General features: G+C 50.5%; 20 protein-coding genes and 1 pseudogene. 11 read left to right on the forward strand and 10 right to left on the reverse strand.

What is annotated here, in order from left to right; translation table 11 throughout:
* Positions 1–129 precede the first annotated feature (129 nt).
* Positions 130–939 carry a class I SAM-dependent methyltransferase gene (locus tag F384_RS05635; RefSeq protein ID WP_052746884.1) on the forward strand — a complete coding sequence of 270 codons (810 nt, stop codon included), beginning with the start codon at positions 130–132 and terminating at the stop codon, positions 937–939.
* Positions 940–1102: 163 nt separating this feature from the next.
* Here F384_RS05635 and F384_RS05640 read toward each other — a convergent pair whose 3' ends face one another.
* The 3 genes from F384_RS05640 to F384_RS05660 form a co-directional block, all read right to left on the reverse strand.
* Positions 1103–1552 (reverse strand): NUDIX hydrolase, encoded by a 450-nt coding sequence (locus tag F384_RS05640; protein ID WP_046479617.1) that lies wholly within the window; start codon positions 1550–1552, stop codon positions 1103–1105.
* Positions 1553–1775: 223 nt separating this feature from the next.
* Positions 1776–3335, reverse strand: coding sequence for a diguanylate cyclase DgcJ (gene dgcJ, locus F384_RS05650; protein WP_046479620.1), 1560 nt, complete (start codon positions 3333–3335; stop codon positions 1776–1778).
* A gap of 386 nt (positions 3336–3721) precedes the next feature.
* Complete coding sequence (locus F384_RS05660; RefSeq protein WP_046479623.1) at positions 3722–4225, reverse strand: DUF1543 domain-containing protein; 504 nt, start codon at positions 4223–4225, stop codon at positions 3722–3724.
* A 270-nt stretch (positions 4226–4495) separates the two neighbouring features.
* On the opposite strand from F384_RS05660, the pseudogene F384_RS30725 reads away from it, so the two are divergent.
* From F384_RS30725 to F384_RS27845, 5 genes and pseudogenes are all read left to right on the forward strand, one after another.
* A pseudogene (locus F384_RS30725) lies at positions 4496–4639 on the forward strand (hypothetical protein); the annotation flags it as partial.
* Positions 4640–4877: 238 nt separating this feature from the next.
* Positions 4878–5090, forward strand: a complete 213-nt coding sequence (gene cspG, locus F384_RS05665) for a cold shock protein CspG (protein WP_046479624.1) — start codon at positions 4878–4880, stop codon at positions 5088–5090.
* 10 nt (positions 5091–5100) lie between these two features.
* A complete protein-coding gene (locus tag F384_RS28535) occupies positions 5101–5289 on the forward strand; it encodes a cold-shock protein (protein ID WP_080950054.1) in 189 nt (62 codons plus the stop codon).
* Between the two features lie 72 nt (positions 5290–5361).
* Positions 5362–5592, forward strand: a complete 231-nt coding sequence (locus tag F384_RS05670; protein ID WP_046479626.1) for a hypothetical protein — start codon at positions 5362–5364, stop codon at positions 5590–5592.
* Between the two features lie 209 nt (positions 5593–5801).
* Entirely contained in the window at positions 5802–5975 is a 174-nt protein-coding gene (locus tag F384_RS27845; protein WP_052746885.1) for a GnsA/GnsB family addiction module toxin, read from the forward strand.
* Positions 5976–6106: 131 nt separating this feature from the next.
* Here F384_RS27845 and fdhF read toward each other — a convergent pair whose 3' ends face one another.
* Entirely contained in the window at positions 6107–8254 is a 2148-nt protein-coding gene (gene fdhF / locus F384_RS05675; RefSeq protein ID WP_046497793.1) for a formate dehydrogenase subunit alpha, read from the reverse strand.
* A 462-nt stretch (positions 8255–8716) separates the two neighbouring features.
* Here fdhF and F384_RS05680 point away from each other — a divergent pair, with 462 nt between their 5' ends.
* Positions 8717–8965, forward strand: coding sequence for a GlsB/YeaQ/YmgE family stress response membrane protein (locus F384_RS05680; RefSeq protein WP_046479627.1), 249 nt, complete (start codon positions 8717–8719; stop codon positions 8963–8965).
* 140 nt (positions 8966–9105) lie between these two features.
* Here the strand turns inward: F384_RS05680 and F384_RS29760 are convergent, their stop codons facing one another.
* Positions 9106–9204 (reverse strand): YoaK family small membrane protein, encoded by a 99-nt coding sequence (locus F384_RS29760; RefSeq protein ID WP_042287604.1) that lies wholly within the window; start codon positions 9202–9204, stop codon positions 9106–9108.
* Positions 9205–9392: 188 nt separating this feature from the next.
* On the opposite strand from F384_RS29760, the gene F384_RS05690 reads away from it, so the two are divergent.
* Positions 9393–9704 (forward strand): hypothetical protein, encoded by a 312-nt coding sequence (locus tag F384_RS05690; protein WP_046479629.1) that lies wholly within the window; start codon positions 9393–9395, stop codon positions 9702–9704.
* Here F384_RS05690 and F384_RS05695 read toward each other — a convergent pair.
* Positions 9690–10037, reverse strand: coding sequence for a DUF488 domain-containing protein (locus F384_RS05695; protein WP_046479630.1), 348 nt, complete (start codon positions 10035–10037; stop codon positions 9690–9692). The genes F384_RS05690 and F384_RS05695 overlap by 15 nt on opposite strands.
* On the reverse strand, positions 10021–10530 hold the full coding sequence (locus F384_RS05700; protein WP_046479632.1) for a DUF523 domain-containing protein: 510 nt from the start codon (positions 10528–10530) through the stop codon (positions 10021–10023). The genes F384_RS05695 and F384_RS05700 overlap by 17 nt, the downstream gene beginning before the upstream one ends.
* Before the next feature lie 154 nt (positions 10531–10684).
* Between F384_RS05700 and F384_RS05705 the strand changes: the two genes are divergently transcribed.
* Positions 10685–11392: a CTP synthase gene (locus F384_RS05705; protein WP_046479633.1), complete on the forward strand. Its 708-nt coding sequence runs from the start codon at positions 10685–10687 to the stop codon at positions 11390–11392.
* Between the two features lie 36 nt (positions 11393–11428).
* On the opposite strand, the gene F384_RS05710 is transcribed toward F384_RS05705, so the two are convergent.
* Positions 11429–12610, reverse strand: coding sequence for a CynX/NimT family MFS transporter (locus F384_RS05710; protein WP_046479635.1), 1182 nt, complete (start codon positions 12608–12610; stop codon positions 11429–11431).
* Positions 12611–12709: 99 nt separating this feature from the next.
* On the opposite strand from F384_RS05710, the gene F384_RS05715 reads away from it, so the two are divergent.
* A complete protein-coding gene (locus F384_RS05715; protein ID WP_046479636.1) occupies positions 12710–13504 on the forward strand; it encodes an AraC family transcriptional regulator in 795 nt (264 codons plus the stop codon).
* Here F384_RS05715 and F384_RS05720 read toward each other — a convergent pair.
* Positions 13485–13931: a DUF441 domain-containing protein gene (locus tag F384_RS05720; protein ID WP_042319499.1), complete on the reverse strand. Its 447-nt coding sequence runs from the start codon at positions 13929–13931 to the stop codon at positions 13485–13487. The genes F384_RS05715 and F384_RS05720 overlap by 20 nt on opposite strands.
* A 207-nt stretch (positions 13932–14138) precedes the next feature.
* On the opposite strand from F384_RS05720, the gene yoaI reads away from it, so the two are divergent.
* Positions 14139–14243, forward strand: a complete 105-nt coding sequence (yoaI, locus tag F384_RS29765) for a small membrane protein YoaI (protein ID WP_086512617.1) — start codon at positions 14139–14141, stop codon at positions 14241–14243.
* A gap of 4 nt (positions 14244–14247) precedes the next feature.
* On the opposite strand, the gene F384_RS05725 is transcribed toward yoaI, so the two are convergent.
* Positions 14248–14751 (reverse strand): YbaK/prolyl-tRNA synthetase associated domain-containing protein, encoded by a 504-nt coding sequence (locus F384_RS05725; RefSeq protein ID WP_046479638.1) that lies wholly within the window; start codon positions 14749–14751, stop codon positions 14248–14250.
* Positions 14752–14765 lie beyond the last annotated feature (14 nt).

Below are 14765 nucleotides of genomic sequence, written 5' to 3' on the forward strand. Positions count from 1 at the left end.
AAGACACCGCCACTGCAGGTGCTTGTAGAAAGTGCTGTAGTGTGTTAGTTGTGGTTACTTAAAAAAATAACTTAATCAAAGAACCCAACCAGCAGATTAATATGGACTTTCCTTAGGAGACAGTTGGTTATGGAAAACAATGAAAGCGTCTGCGACTTCTATGAGAGTAACTTCGACGAGGCAAACCGCTTCGCAGTAAATCCGCTGGAGTTTATCCGCTCTCAGGAGATTATTAAGCGATTTTTAACGCCTTCCCCCATGCTTATCGCTGATATCGCCGGTGCAAATGGCTTTTATTCATTCTGGCTGGCAGAGCAGGGGCATCATGTACATCTGTTGGACCTTTCCAGCAAACATATAGAGCAGGCCAGACAGCGCGGACAACAAAGTGCTTTCAAGTTGCAATCGTACACCTGCGGCGATGCGCGAAAACTACCATGGGATGGCAACACTTTTGACATGGTGATGCTGATGGGGGCTCTGTATCACCTGCAGGAAAGCGTTGACAGGATGCAGTGCATTGAGGAATGCCTTCGTGTTCTGAAACCCGGCGGCGTAGCTATTTTTACATATATATCCAGGTCAGCTTCGCTGGTGGATGGATATAAATATCAGTTTATAAATGACCCGTTGTTTGAACGTATCGTGGAAACCGATCTGCTGACGGGAAACCATGAAAACCCTAATGGCAACCCAAATTATTTCACGACTGCTTTTTTTCATACCCCGTCATTAATTATGCAGGAGCTTGAGCAAATAGGTTTTCAGGATATCAGACTGTTCGCTGTAGAGGGGTTTGCCAGCATCATTGACACGGATGAGATAATGCAGGTAGAGGACAAAAAGGCTCTTTTGCTGAAGTATCTGCGCTTAACTGAGGAATTTCCTGAATTGCAGGGTATTTCGTCGCATCTGCTGGCTGTCGCAAGAAAAGCCTAAGTTCGTTAGAATCGCCAATATTAATCACATTCACTTTGAGGCTGCCATTCGGCAGCCTTTTTCATTTCAGGCTCACGGGAATCATCATCGACATGCCTCGTTGTTAAATCCAGTCCGAGAGCCTGATCCTACAACACACTTCACTATCGCACAGTCGGATGGTTCATTTTAACCATGCCAGATAATGGTTTATATAAACCTGATATTCTTTGTCCATATTGTCAGGTAAATCATTCGGAGAAAAAAAAGCAAGCTCCAGCCCTTCTTTGGGGTCATTCACCATTTCTCCAGTCCAGTCACCAGACCAGAAAAGGGAGGTAATTACGTTGATTTCGTCCTGATTGTGAAGGGTAAATGTATATTCCGGACCGGAAAAAACACCCAGTAACGTCAGGCTGTGGACATCAAGGTTTGTTTCTTCCTTAACTTCACGTATGGCGGTTTCTTCCAAAGACTCACCCGGTTCAAGGAGTCCTCCGGGAAGGCCCCATGTTCCACCCCGTCGATGCTGCAGGAGGATACGCTGATTTTGGTCTGTCAGAACGACATTAGAACCCGCCAGTAAAAGTAAACGATGACCAATCAGGCTGCGCATCTGCTGTACATAGTCCATTACCCACTCCTTTTCGCATGGTCAAAACGGAGAATGCTGCAGCCATATCGTTTATGGTAAAGGACTACAGCAACGGCCAGGTTGTTCATGCCCTGGCGCGCGCGAAAAGTATATAACGTAATACTCTTGTTACCACATATTTTGCCCGAGCTTTGTTGCTGCGCTAATTGCCCGGGTTGCTTCATTAAAAAGGTGCCAGAAGCGAATGAAGACGCACACTGGCTTATCGGCGTACCTCGTATTTGCTACGTTTGTGCTGATAAAGTAATTCATCGGCTTTCAGCATCGCCACTTCCAGTGTATCTCCTGGCAGGAGCTGATATGCTCCCCAGGAAAATGCGACCAGCTTATTCGGATCAATCGCGAGTAATTGTTCCTGCGTACGGGTAATAACATCGCGGGATTTATTCAGAGAATAATCGATAAGAACCAGACAGAACTCATCGCCCCCAAGTCGTATGCCATAGTCACTTTTACGAATGGCATTCCCCAGTGCCAGTCCCAGCGTCTGTATTGCCTTATCACCCATATGATGGCCAAGAGAATCATTGATTTTTTTGAGTCCATCACTGTCAATAGCGATAACCGTGATGGGGATGTTTCTGTCAATAAGTGAACGGATCTTTTGCTCCAGCTCCGGTGTAATGACTTTTCGGTTATACAAACCGGTCATCGCGTCCGTCACATTATCCCTGGAAAGCGACTCCTGCCTGATTAACTGTTTACGGGCATAGCGACATAATATCCAGGTGCCCGGGATGTAAAGTACTAATAGCCATAAATTGGTAATGATGACATAGATAGCATCCAGTTTTACATGGACTGTGTTGTACTGTGTGAGTTTATCTTCGTCGCCGATTAAATCATATGACTTGATTTGTGGCTTATGGAAAAAAATATGCGTGCCGGTTTCATTATCAGTAACATATAAAGAAAGGAATTTCCATAATAAGGGGCGATCGACCGTTTTAAAAGAAACTACGAGATCGGTAATATTGACGTCGGTGATCAGAACGCCCTTTACCTTATCACCCAGAAATACCGGGGTAAGCATACTGATGATATTATTATGTGTATATCCATCCTGATAGATATGAGACAGCGTACTTTCACCCTTAAGCAGATCATTCAGAGCAGTGTCATCAATGGAAATAGTGTGAGCACTACGCGCGATGTTGATAGTGTTGTTATTACCAACCAGCCAGTTGTTAAAAGTGTAGTTTTTTGTATTAACCAGCTGATTAATATAAATATAATTATAAGAAAGATCGATGTAGTACCGGATGTTCCTGAACCTATACCCGGTATAATTTGAAAAGCTGTACTTCGATAAAATCTTGCTCTCAGCCGTGTGAATAACCGATAACGCGCTAATATCACCAGCCCAATTTTCGCACGATTTATTACGGGTTTGCAGAGTGCCGTTCAGGCTGGTCATTTTTTTTGCCAGCAGATTGAATCCGTAAATATCACCTTCCTTTTCAAGGGACTGGCAAATTGCGACCCGTTCGCTGCTGGCTGCGGGCGCAGACACGGTTCTGGTATAAAACGCCCGGGAAAGGCGTGTGGCAATACTGTGATTAATAGATTCTTCATGGAAAAGTGCCGATTTACCGTTTTCAGCGACATATCCCAGGTAGCGCTTTAACTCGTGTACCTCACGGACGGCCAGTGCAATAAAAAGTACAGTGGTACAAATAACGATTAAAAAAATAGCACTGATATACTTTTGTCTGAGCAAGATAGATAACTCCCTGTTGTCCCACTCGGAAATAACCGACATTATAGCATCAATCAATGTATCTGGCCTGGTAATGGATTATCCCTCTGATGCTGAACCGCCAGGATTGTATTACACGTGCTGTCCATGCAGGATAGCGAGTGGAGACGCTGGAAAATGCGTAAAATATGTTCACTCGTTTGCATTGCTATATCGTCAACACAATGTGTGTTTTCCGCTATGTCATCGCCGATAAGCCGTTGCTTCGTGGCACTCCACATAAATTTGCGCTGAATAAGAAAGCGGGAAGGCAGTTCCAATAGCGTAAGCGACATTGCCATTTATACACTAGACGAACGTCAGTTCCTCGATCACCGCGGACCTTATAACCTTGCTTTCTGTCCGCACCGTGTCAGGAGCGGACGTTCGCCGGGTTTATGTTTACAATATTAGACACCTATCGGTTGATAACCCTGCCACTCTGGTTGATCACGACTTCCTGACTCGCAGGGGGTCAAATTAATAAAAAAATCACCTACCTTTTCCAGTAACAGGCAATCATCCACGTCCTTCAGATTATCCTTATGCTGTTGGTCGGCGCCACAGAGCAGTGTCTTTAACGCTTTACTCTTAGCCTGCAGGGCATTTTCGGCCACAAACAAATCGAACTCGTGTAACTCTGCAAGCGTATCAGGCCTGTAACCTCCCACATTGACGAAAAATAACTTGTTTTCTGCTCGAGAAGGCTCGGCAGACAATGTGACGGAATAACCGTCAACCCAGGTGATACGGCTGTAACCGTCAATATGAATTTTATCTTTATCGCCGAACCATGCATCGCGAAGGGCGGGCCAGGCGTCTTCTGGCTTTTGGGCCGCGACAAACTGAATGTCGTGCACTTCAATATTTGATTTGCCAGCATTACCACCGATATAAAACATATACAGGTTCATCAATCATCCTCTTCCAATATGGATACCGTTATGCATTTGAATACATAACGATTCGTACTGCAACCTTAAAAAGGAGAGTGCTGAGCTTATGCATTAGGGCTTTGCCCCCGAACGATAGCTGTTCTTCTCCTGGGGGCTTTGACACTGTAAGCCATAGGCATCGGCTGCAGATGGAAGCTCAGTTTCTCGTTCATAGCGGATCTTTACGACTGTAAGGATCCAGGATTTTGATAAAATTATGTTTTTATCAGATGGTTGTGATTGTCTTGACTACTGTTTCGCCACATGCAGTGGTTCGACGCTGCGGACCTGATCGTCAAAGACATGGAAGGCGTTAACCTGCTGAAATGCTCTGAGTTTGCTGATGCGATCACAGATAAAGGTCAGAGCCAGCATGTCATCATTTCTGTTTGAATCTATGTATATTATTTTTTGTTCGTCAGCAGAGGATTAACTGACTTACAAAACTATACCTTGCTATGTTTGGTTAATCATGCGTTAATGGAGTTCTGGTTTGTTATGAATTTATCTGAAACAGTCACTGTAATAATCTTATTATTTGTTCCTACTGAGACTTCCCTGTCGGTTTTTTCTCTCTGATAATTTTTTTCGGACCATTCTGCCCAAGGGCTTACTCAAAAAGGTAATGATTATGTCTAACAAAATGACTGGTTTAGTTAAATGGTTCAATCCTGAAAAAGGTTTTGGTTTTATCACTCCGAAAGATGGCAGCAAGGATGTATTCGTCCATTTCTCTGCTATCCAGAGTAACGATTTTAAGACGCTGAATGAGAATCAGGAAGTCGAGTTCAGTGTTGAACAAGGTCCAAAAGGTCCCTCGGCAGTTAATGTCGTGGCTCTTTAAGGACTCTGCTATTACTAATAATATTCACTTCAGATGCCCATGCTGCCATGGGTCTCAGTACAGGACGTCGTCTTTTGATGTCACTGACAGAAATCCTTTCGGCGCGAAATGTATTTTTTGCAAAACGACAATGATAACATTCGATAATATTGCAATGTACATTCGTTCTGGTCAGTCTCCATTGGATTTCAGAAAATAAAAGCCGGGCTCCTTTGGGAGCCTTTTTTATTTTTCCGCTGTTCTTATTTAACAGAATCATCACGGGATAATTATGAAGAAAGTGATAGTCTTTTTTAATTCAGAATCGGCAGTCGTCGTATCAGTAATGAAGAGTGTTACTACAATAATGCGTGAGTACCCTAATGGAGAAAAAGCGCACCTGCAAGTCATGTCCGCAGGTTTTCCCTCTCTGACCGGAGATCATAAAATCGTTCATGTTGCCTCCGATCGGACGGTTACTTCAGAAGAAATTATTGCGGCGGCATCAAAACTCTTTAAATAATGACTGAGAGTTTCGCGATAAACGTTACTAAAACGGTGAATTGTTGTTTGATTCCTGAGCAAAACTAGTATAAACAATATGCACTAACCTATTGATTATTGAAACTTTACTTCATATCGTTTATAGATATCAGTGGTTGTACAAGTTATCACATGAATCATGGAACTGCTGGGGGCATCAATGCCGTTACAGACCAGAAGAGGTGCATAATGAAAATCGAAGAGTTAACAAGAAAAACTGAAGCGGATATTTCTGATTTCATTACCAAAAAAATAGTTGAGCTCAAAAAAAAGACAGGTAAAGAAGTTTCTGATATCCAGTTTACGGCTCGGGAAAAAATGACAGGGTTGGAAAGCTATGATATCAAAATTAATCTGATCTAGTTGTCGTCGACAATCAGCATGTATGAAAGCACCCTCTCTCTTAAGAGACGGTGCTTTTTTATTGTCATCCGTAAACCACCTCCACTGGAGGTGGTTCCTGTTGATTTTACCTGTTGCGCGACGAGGTTGTGCTATTCAATCGCCTCGCAAAGTCGCGTCTTCATGTCACGATAGGTCTGCGCGGCATAGCGTTCGGCCCATTGCTGATCGACGATCTTCTCGACCTGAACCGCACAATATTTGGTTTCCGGCGTTTTCGAGATAGGGTCGAGATTATCCTGCGTCAGTTCATTACATGCGCCAATCCACCATTGATAGGTCATGTACACTGCCCCGTGATTAATGCGTTCGGAAACATCCGCCCGACTGATCACTTTTCCCCGACGCGAGCTGACCCACACCAGGTCGCGATGGCGAATACCCGCCTTTTGCGCATCCTGCAAGCTGATTTGCACATAGCCGGGTTCATCGGCAAGCGCCTGCAGCGCGGCACAGTTACCGGTCATAGAACGACAGGAATAGTGACCAACTTCGCGCACCGTACACAGGACCAGCGGATACACTTCGTCAGGGACTTCCGCAGGGGCGCGCCACGGCGCAGCAAACAACTTGCCTTTACCGTCTGACGTGTCAAAACGGCTGTTTTCATACAGATACGGCGTACCGGGGTGGTCAAGGTCGGGGCAGGGCCACTGGATATGTCCCATGTCGCCCATCTTCTCGTACGTTACGCCATAGAAAAGCGGGCACAGTTCACGCATTTCATCCCAGATTCGCTGATTGTTTTCATAGTGCATGGGATAGCCCATTTCGCTGGCGAGCAGGCTGATGATTTCCCAGTCGCGTTTCACGTCACCGGCGGGGTCGATGGCCTTTTCGAAGCGCTGGAAGCCACGATCGGCACAGGTGAATACGCCGCCGTGCTCACCCCAGGAGGTGGCGGGTAAAATCACATCCGCCATCTCGGCGGTTTTGGTCATGAAAATATCCTGTACCACGACAAAATCCAGCGCCGCGAAACCGTCGCGCACCAGCCCCAGATCGGCTTCTGTTTGCAGCGGATCTTCCCCCATGATGTAGTAGGCTTTGATTTTACCTTCCAGTGCCAGATGCGGGACTTCGGTGATGCGTGTGCCAACCTTGTCGTCCATCCGGCTGACGTCGATTCCCCAGGCACTGGCGAACTTCTCTCTGACAGCCGCATCGGTGACATCCTGATATCCCGGGAAGAGATTAGGTAATACGCCCATGTCGCAGGCTCCCTGGACGTTGTTCTGTCCGCGAACCGGGCCGACGCCCACGTGAGGGCGCCCGAGGTTACCGGTCAGCAGCGCAAGGCTCGACAACCCGCGTACCACATCGACGGCCTGACCGAATTGCGTCACGCCCATTCCCCACATCACGGTTGCCGAAGGGGCTGCGGCAAAGGTCCGCATCGCCTGACGTACCTGTGAGGCCGGAACGCCGGTCAGGTGTTCGACGGCTTCCGGCGAATAGTCCTTAACGATTTGCCAATAGGCATCCAGTCCTTGCGTATGCTTGTGAACGTACTCTTTGTCGTAAAGTTGTTCTTCAATGAGGACGTAACCAAAGGCGTTCACCAGCGCCATATTGCAACCGTTATTCAGTTGCAGATGCTGGTCAGCGATGCGGGCGGTTTCTATGCGGCGGGGATCGCAGACGATAATTTTCGCACCATTCTGACGCGCGTTGATCACCCGACGCGCCACAATCGGGTGAGAATCTGCACAGTTGTAGCCGAAGATCAGCAAACACCTGGAGCTTTCTATGTCGCTAATGGAATTACTCATCGCGCCATTGCCCAGTGTTTCCTGGAGTCCGGCCACTGACGGTCCGTGGCACACGCGGGCACAGCAGTCCACGTTGTTGGTGTTGAGGACTGCACGGGCGAATTTCTGCATCACATAGTTAGTTTCATTTCCGGTGCCGCGTGAGGAACCGGTCGTCATAATGGCGCGCGGGCCCGCGCTGTCGCGAATTTCCAGTAAACGTCGGGCGGTATAGCGGATCGCTTCATCCCAACTGACCGGGGTAAATTTGCCGCCTTTTTGGTAGCGGATCAGCGGACGGGTGAGGCGGGGAGTCAGAAGGCGGGTGTCGTTGAGGAAGTCCCAGCCATAGTACCCTTTCAGACAAAGCTGGTTCTGGTTGGTAACGCCCTCAGCCGCTTCGGCGCGGATGATTTTGTTATTTTCAACAACAAGCTTGAGCTTGCACCCGGCCCCACAGTAGGGACAGACACTGGTGATTTTTTTCATCAATAACAGACCTGTTAAAAGCTGAAATAGCGCGAATTGTGACGAAGCCAGCGCGGAGCCGCTGAAGCTTCGGGTTGTCGTCATGACGCAGGGGATAAGCACAATGCGTGCCAGAGTGGCAAAGTCAGCGTTGGCGCGGGCTCAGGCAGAGCCGTCAGGAGAAATGACAGTGGAATCGACATAAATGACGAGCTGGCGTCAAAAAAAAGCCCGCACAGAGGCGGGCAAGAAATACTGGAAGCAATGTGAGCAATGTCGTACTAAATACCTGAGTTAATTACTCAACTATTCAGTAATGAGAAAGATAATCTTTATCATCTAAACTTGCAACCCCATCTTTTGTGGGAGAAATCAGAACGTCAAATTAAGTGATGTTCATCACAAATTTCAATTTCCTGACGATGTGCTATTCTTTTTAACGGCGAGTAAACCGCTAACGCAAAATCGATAAGCGAGGAAAAAATGGGCATTATTTCATGGATTATTTTTGGTCTGATTGCAGGTATTCTGGCGAAGTGGATTATGCCTGGTAAGGATGGTGGTGGATTCTTTATGACGATCATCCTGGGGATCGTCGGTGCCGTGGTGGGGGGATGGATCAGTACTCTGCTTGGCTTTGGGAAAGTGGACGGCTTTAATTTCGGCAGCTTCGCAGTGGCGATTATTGGTGCTATCGTAGTGCTGTTTATCTACCGAAAAATCAAAAGTTAAGCCGCAAAAATTGACTGACAAAAGGCGACCTGAGGGTGGCCTTTGTCATTTTTGTCCCGGCGTTACCACCAGCCCAGTTCGGTACCCAACACCACAACTACCGCAACGACAATCATAATCAGCGTCGTTTTTTTCATGATTTACGCCCCTGGTGCGGCATAGCCACCGATAAAAAACCAGGCCAAAAAGACCACGGCCGTAATGAAAATGACGACGGGAAACAGTATGCCCAGTCTCATGCGATCACCTGTCTGAATTATGCAAAGAGGTGCAAGGATAACAGGGGTTAATGGGTGACAAAAGGGGTTTTATCCTCGCGCTTTTCGCTTATTCTGCGAGCGGGAAGGGCGTGACAGGCAGGCACCCGGCAGGCTATCATTTCTCGGATTTATCTTAACCAGAGTCGCGAGAGCGCAACGAGAGAAGTATGTTCCAGTTAAAGCCGGGCACCCTGGCGCTAATAATCGGTGCGAAAACGTCCGCCGGACGCTGCAATATAGGCAAGTCGGTTGAATTATTTCATCTCTGCCAGCCGGGCGAAATATTTATTAACCCTGTGAATGGATTTACCACGATGCTGCCGAAAGAGACGCCGCGTGCGCTCTGGCTGGTGACGGGGGAGGTGGTGTCGGCAAGTGGGCAGCAGGGTTTTGCCTGGGTGAGATCGGAACACCTGATGCCACTGCTGCCGGATACTCATCCTGAGGCGACAAACACCCGCGAATCACAACTCGCGTAGCCAGTCCGCCAGCACAAGGGCGTGATTCTGTTCGCTGTTTTTGGCGGCATACAGCAGTGTCAGCGTCTGCTGGCGGGCAATCTGCGCCAGTCGCTCGCCTTCTTGCTTCTGCGTGGCGAGCTCCGCGCGGTACAACTCAGTAAAATGATGAAAATCAATCGTTTCGGCGTGAAAAGCTTTGCGCAGTTCTGTCGAAGGGGTGAGGTCTTTGACCCACTCATCCAACGCGAGATTCGCTTTTTTGATCCCGCGCGGCCATAGCCGGTCAACCAGAACCCGGTAGCCATCGCTGTCCTCTGCCGGGTCGTAGACGCGTTTACACTGAATATTCATGTTTGTCTCTCTCCTCAATCCAGGCGCAAAACTCATCGAGCTGATGGTCGGAAAAAACCGTTATCCCGTGCTGACGTAACAGTGCAGCGGCAACCCCCGCTCCGGGATGACGTTGACCACTGAAACTGCCGTCGTAAATAAACTGGCTGCCGCAGGTTGGGCTGCCGTCGGTGAGTAGCGCAACGTCACAGCCGGTCTCTTGCGCGGTACGAAGGGCCAGCCAGGCGGCAAGCTGATAGTGCGCTGTGACATCATGACCGCTCTGTTCGACAAGGGTCGCACGTCCCTGCATGACGTCGTTGCCATCGGCCTGAACAATCTCTGCCGGTGGGCGTGGCGTCGGCAATCCTGCGGCCAGTTCCGGGCAGTGGACAACCAGGCGCTGTTCTGCCTGCAGGTGAGCTAACATCGCTGTCGGCCGGGCTTTCTCGCTGCCGTTATAACGTACCTTTAACCCCATCAGACAAGCACTCACTAAAACCTTACTTTTCATCGCATTTGACTCGACCAGCAGAAAAACAGCACCCGATCACTATATCACTTTGCGCCTGCCCATCCTTAAATTAAGGTATTGTGATGGCAGTAAAAGATCGGTAGGCTGAGGTTCCTTATGTTGTCCCCAATTGTTCAGACGTAAGGAATTCTCCATGGAAATATCCTCTGTAAAAGATACGCTGCGGATTGCGGTGGTGGGTGATTACAACGCGGGCGTCACGGCACATCAGGCGATTCCCCTGGCCATCGACGACGCCGCTGCGGTGCTGGAACTGGTGGCGGATTACGACTGGCTGGCCAGCACTGAAATCACCAGCGCAGAAGATCTGGTCGGCTACGATGCCATCTGGGTGGTACCCGGTAGTCCATACAAAAATACGCAAGGCGCGCTGACTGCCATCCGTTATGCCCGCGAAAACGGCATTCCCTTCCTGGGAACCTGCGGCGGTTTTCAACATGCCATCCTCGAATACGCCCGTAACGTGCTGGGTTGGTCAGATGCCGCCCATGCGGAAACTGACACAACAGGCCGGATGGTCATCGCGCCACTCACCTGTTCGCTGGTGGAAAAAACCGACGCTATCGAACTGCGACCCAACACCCTGATTGCCAAAGCGTATGGTCAGTCGGTGATTTCAGAAGCCTATCACTGCAACTATGGCATTGCAGAGGCGTTCGCGGCTGAACTGGAAAGCGGCGATCTGCGGGTAACCGGCTGGGATGATAACGGGGAGATTCGGGCGGTGGAGTTGGTCACGCATCCATTCTATGTGGCGACCCTGTTTCAGCACGAACGGGGTGCACTGGCGGGTAAACCGGTTCCTCTCGTACAGGCGATGCTGCGCGCCGCGCGAGGCTAATCAGCAGGGCAGACCTGTGAGTCTGCCCTGACTCGCTTAGTCGGCGATCGCCTTATTACGCCCGGCATAGAGGCCGAAAACCGCCATCACAACGGCCAGCGCCGCAACGGCCAGCAGCGGGATCTGCCAGCTTCCCTGAGTGTCATGGATCCTGCCCATCAGAGGCGGTCCGCATGCGGCGAGTAAATAGCCGACGGATTGCGCCATGCCGGAAAGCGCCGCCGCCTGATGTGCAGAACTGGCGCGCAGGCCGATGAAGGTCAGCCCCAGAATCATCGTTGCGCCGGAGCCGAATCCGAACAGCAGCGTCCACAGCATTGCCTGATCCGGTATAAACCAGAACCCTGCCGCACCCACGGCGCACATGAACGACACCAGTGCGGCGATGCTGCGCTGATCGCGAAAACGGTGCAGCACCAGCGGAATGAGTAAACCGGGAGAGGCGGTCGCCAACTGGAGTAAACCGTGCAGCGAGCCGGCCTGTGCCTCGCTGTAGCCGTGGCTGATTAAGATCGCCGGCAGCCAGCCGATAATCACATAATAAATCAGCGAGTTAATCCCAAGAAATAGCGTCACCTGCCAGGCCAGCGGCGAACGCCAGATACCGCGTGCGTGCAGGGTGCGTGAGGTGGTCACGTTCGCGTGGGCAGTATTGCGCCACTGCGGCAGCCAGACCAGAAACGCCAGCAGTGGGAACGCCATCAGCAGTAACAGCGCGCCACGCCAGCCAAACCCGCTCAGCGCCAGTGGCACCACCAGCGCAGAGCCCAGCGCGGCGGCGGCCCCCATCGTCAGGGAGTAAGCGCCGGTCAGTCTGGCGACATGCTGTGAAAAATCGCGCTTGATCAAACCCGGCAGCAACACGTTGCCGAGGGCAATACCACAGCCGATGATAGCGGTGCCAAGAAACAGTAATGCGGCGCAGGGCAGAGAACGCACGGCAATCCCGGCGCAAATCAACAGCATCGCGACAAAGAGGCTGCGTTCCATGCCAATACGGCGGGCAATGCCTGCGGCAAGGGGAGAAACCAGCGCGAACGCCAGCAGCGGCAGGGTGGTTAATAGCCCTGTCTGGGCCGTCGTGAGACCATAATCCGTGCGAATCGCATCCAGCAACGGGGCGGCGCCGGTAAACGTCACGCGCAGCGTGGTGGCAATCATCAGGATACCCGCAATCAGCAGGGCACCGTGGTTGCCGCGTGGTGGTGAAGAAGTCATTGTTCTCTCATATCAACAGGTGAGGGCGTACCTTAGCGCGTTTATCTGCATAACGAATCAAGCTAAAATGACAGTTTATCGCTAAATTCGGACAAAATGATGTACAGCCTGCGACTCGACGGATATGACCCCGATCTTCACCACGATGCCGCGGTGGCGTTTCGCATCCGCGCCCGCCCGGACGAGCTGTTCAGCGCGCAGCATCAGCATCGCAAAGGGCAACTCATTATGGCACTGCATGGGGCTATCACCTGTGATGTTGAGTGCGCTATGTGGATGGTGCCGCCTCAGTACGCAGTCTGGATCCCCGGCGGCGTACCTCACAGCAACCACGTGACGACAGGCGCGGAGCTCTGCTTTCTGTTTATCGAACCGGATGCGGTCACTCTGCCGGGCAGGTGTTGTACGTTAAAAATATCTCCGCTTTGTCGGGAACTGATCCTCTCTCTGGCGACGCGTAGCGACGGTCAGCGGGCAGAACCGCAGACACAGCGCCTGACGCAGGTGTTATTCGATGAACTCCCGCAGCAGCCGCAGGAGCAGATGCAGTTACCGGTTTCTGCACACCCGAAGATCCGTCGGATGGTTGAAACGATGGCGCGCGAACCGGCGCAGTGGCAAACGCTGGGGCAGTGGGCCAGCGTATTTGCGATGAGCGAGCGCAATCTTGCCCGACTGGTGGTGAAAGAGACGGGGCTCAGCTTTCGTCGCTGGCGGCATCAGCTCCAGCTTATTCTGGCTTTACAGGCTCTCGTCGGGGGGCGCAATGTGCAGCAGGTGGCGCAACTGTTGGGATATGACTCGACCACCGCGTTCATCACCATGTTCAAAAAAGGCCTGGGCCAGACGCCAGGCCGTTATCTGGCGGGGTTGACTACTGCCTTCCCACAATAAGCGAGACAAGACCAGCAGCGATAAGCGGCCCGACAGGCACACCGCGAAACAAAGCCACGCCAAGTACGGTGCCGACCAGCAACCCGGCGACCAGTTGCGGCTGGCTGCCCATCAGCGTCACACCGCGACCGCCGAGCCACGACACCACCACGCCAACCACAATCGCCACCAGCGATTTCCAGTTAAGGAAAGAGTGGATCAACGTGGAAGGCGGCAGCGTCCCGCTGGCGATCGGTGCCATGACGCCAATCGTCAGGATAATAATCCCGATGGTCAGCCCTTGTTTTTCAATCCACGGGAAAAAGGTATTGAGCGGAGTAACGCGGACAATAATCAGCACCAGAATTGAAACGGCGACAGTGGTGTTATGGCTGACAAAGCCCAGAGCTGCCAGCCCAAGCAGGACCAGCAGAGTGACATCAAACATCGTTGTTTCCTTGCCAAAAAAAGTTAAGCCTGTTTACTCTACGCCCAAACGCAGCGCAGAACAGACTTTTTTAGAATCAGACTGCTATTTTCAGGCAAATGCATGATGGCGAAAAAATGGGCGATTTTGCTGTTTTGTCATCAAATTGCCATGATCGCGGACTATCAATAACAGATGAACCGGTTTCTCTCATGACGAGGTGTAGCCATGAACGATCAGATGTTTATTGAAACGCTCATTATTAGTTCATCCTTTTTCGCCATCGCCGCCGTTATCGTGATTTCTGTTTTAATTCTCGAACGCGGTAGCTGAACGCTTACGATACGCGGTGAAACGCCACCTGCTCAGGCTGAGCAATGCGCAGATAGTCGTCAGTATTAAGAATGATCGACTTCGTGAGCACTCCGGCATTAAAGGCAATTTCATCATAACGCTCGAACAACAAGGGATCGGCGACCAGTTTTAGCTGTGGATGAAAACTGAAGGGGGGAATCGCGCCAAATACGCAACCGGTGAGTTCATCTACCTCTGCGGGGCTCGCGAGGGATGCCCGCAGGCCGCCAAGATATGTCGCCAGTTGACCGAGATCGGCCTGTTGATCGGCAGGCAGAATAGCCAGTACATGCTGGTTCACGCCATTGCCTTTGACTTTACAGACCAGCGCTTTTGCTCCCTGACCCAGTGCGGTGCCCCGAATTTCTGACACGGCTTCGCATTTCCCTACGGCCTCATGGCTGACGACGCGATAACGGGCGCCCTCCAGAGATAATAAATCGAGTAAACGCTGATGGGTGTCGCTGCCTTTCTCCATTTCGCTCATCTTTTACTCCTGTT

The organism is Citrobacter amalonaticus Y19 (assembly GCF_000981805.1).
GTDB classification, from domain to species: domain Bacteria; phylum Pseudomonadota; class Gammaproteobacteria; order Enterobacterales; family Enterobacteriaceae; genus Citrobacter_A; species Citrobacter_A amalonaticus_C.

Coding starts and splice junctions, on each gene's coding strand:
- F384_RS05635 (WP_052746884.1), top strand. CDS start 130: ATGGAAAACAATGAAAGCGTCTGCGACTTCTATGAGAGTAACTTCGAC.
- F384_RS05640 (WP_046479617.1), bottom strand. CDS start 1,552: ATGGACTATGTACAGCAGATGCGCAGCCTGATTGGTCATCGTTTACTT.
- dgcJ (WP_046479620.1), bottom strand. CDS start 3,335: ATGTCGGTTATTTCCGAGTGGGACAACAGGGAGTTATCTATCTTGCTC.
- F384_RS05660 (WP_046479623.1), bottom strand. CDS start 4,225: ATGAACCTGTATATGTTTTATATCGGTGGTAATGCTGGCAAATCAAAT.
- cspG (WP_046479624.1), top strand. CDS start 4,878: ATGTCTAACAAAATGACTGGTTTAGTTAAATGGTTCAATCCTGAAAAA.
- F384_RS05670 (WP_046479626.1), top strand. CDS start 5,362: ATGAAGAAAGTGATAGTCTTTTTTAATTCAGAATCGGCAGTCGTCGTA.
- F384_RS27845 (WP_052746885.1), top strand. CDS start 5,802: ATGAAAATCGAAGAGTTAACAAGAAAAACTGAAGCGGATATTTCTGAT.
- fdhF (WP_046497793.1), bottom strand. CDS start 8,254: ATGAAAAAAATCACCAGTGTCTGTCCCTACTGTGGGGCCGGGTGCAAG.
- F384_RS05680 (WP_046479627.1), top strand. CDS start 8,717: ATGGGCATTATTTCATGGATTATTTTTGGTCTGATTGCAGGTATTCTG.
- F384_RS29760 (WP_042287604.1), bottom strand. CDS start 9,204: ATGAGACTGGGCATACTGTTTCCCGTCGTCATTTTCATTACGGCCGTG.
- F384_RS05690 (WP_046479629.1), top strand. CDS start 9,393: ATGTTCCAGTTAAAGCCGGGCACCCTGGCGCTAATAATCGGTGCGAAA.
- F384_RS05695 (WP_046479630.1), bottom strand. CDS start 10,037: ATGAATATTCAGTGTAAACGCGTCTACGACCCGGCAGAGGACAGCGAT.
- F384_RS05700 (WP_046479632.1), bottom strand. CDS start 10,530: ATGAAAAGTAAGGTTTTAGTGAGTGCTTGTCTGATGGGGTTAAAGGTA.
- F384_RS05705 (WP_046479633.1), top strand. CDS start 10,685: ATGGAAATATCCTCTGTAAAAGATACGCTGCGGATTGCGGTGGTGGGT.
- F384_RS05710 (WP_046479635.1), bottom strand. CDS start 12,610: ATGACTTCTTCACCACCACGCGGCAACCACGGTGCCCTGCTGATTGCG.
- F384_RS05715 (WP_046479636.1), top strand. CDS start 12,710: ATGTACAGCCTGCGACTCGACGGATATGACCCCGATCTTCACCACGAT.
- F384_RS05720 (WP_042319499.1), bottom strand. CDS start 13,931: ATGTTTGATGTCACTCTGCTGGTCCTGCTTGGGCTGGCAGCTCTGGGC.
- yoaI (WP_086512617.1), top strand. CDS start 14,139: ATGAACGATCAGATGTTTATTGAAACGCTCATTATTAGTTCATCCTTT.
- F384_RS05725 (WP_046479638.1), bottom strand. CDS start 14,751: ATGAGCGAAATGGAGAAAGGCAGCGACACCCATCAGCGTTTACTCGAT.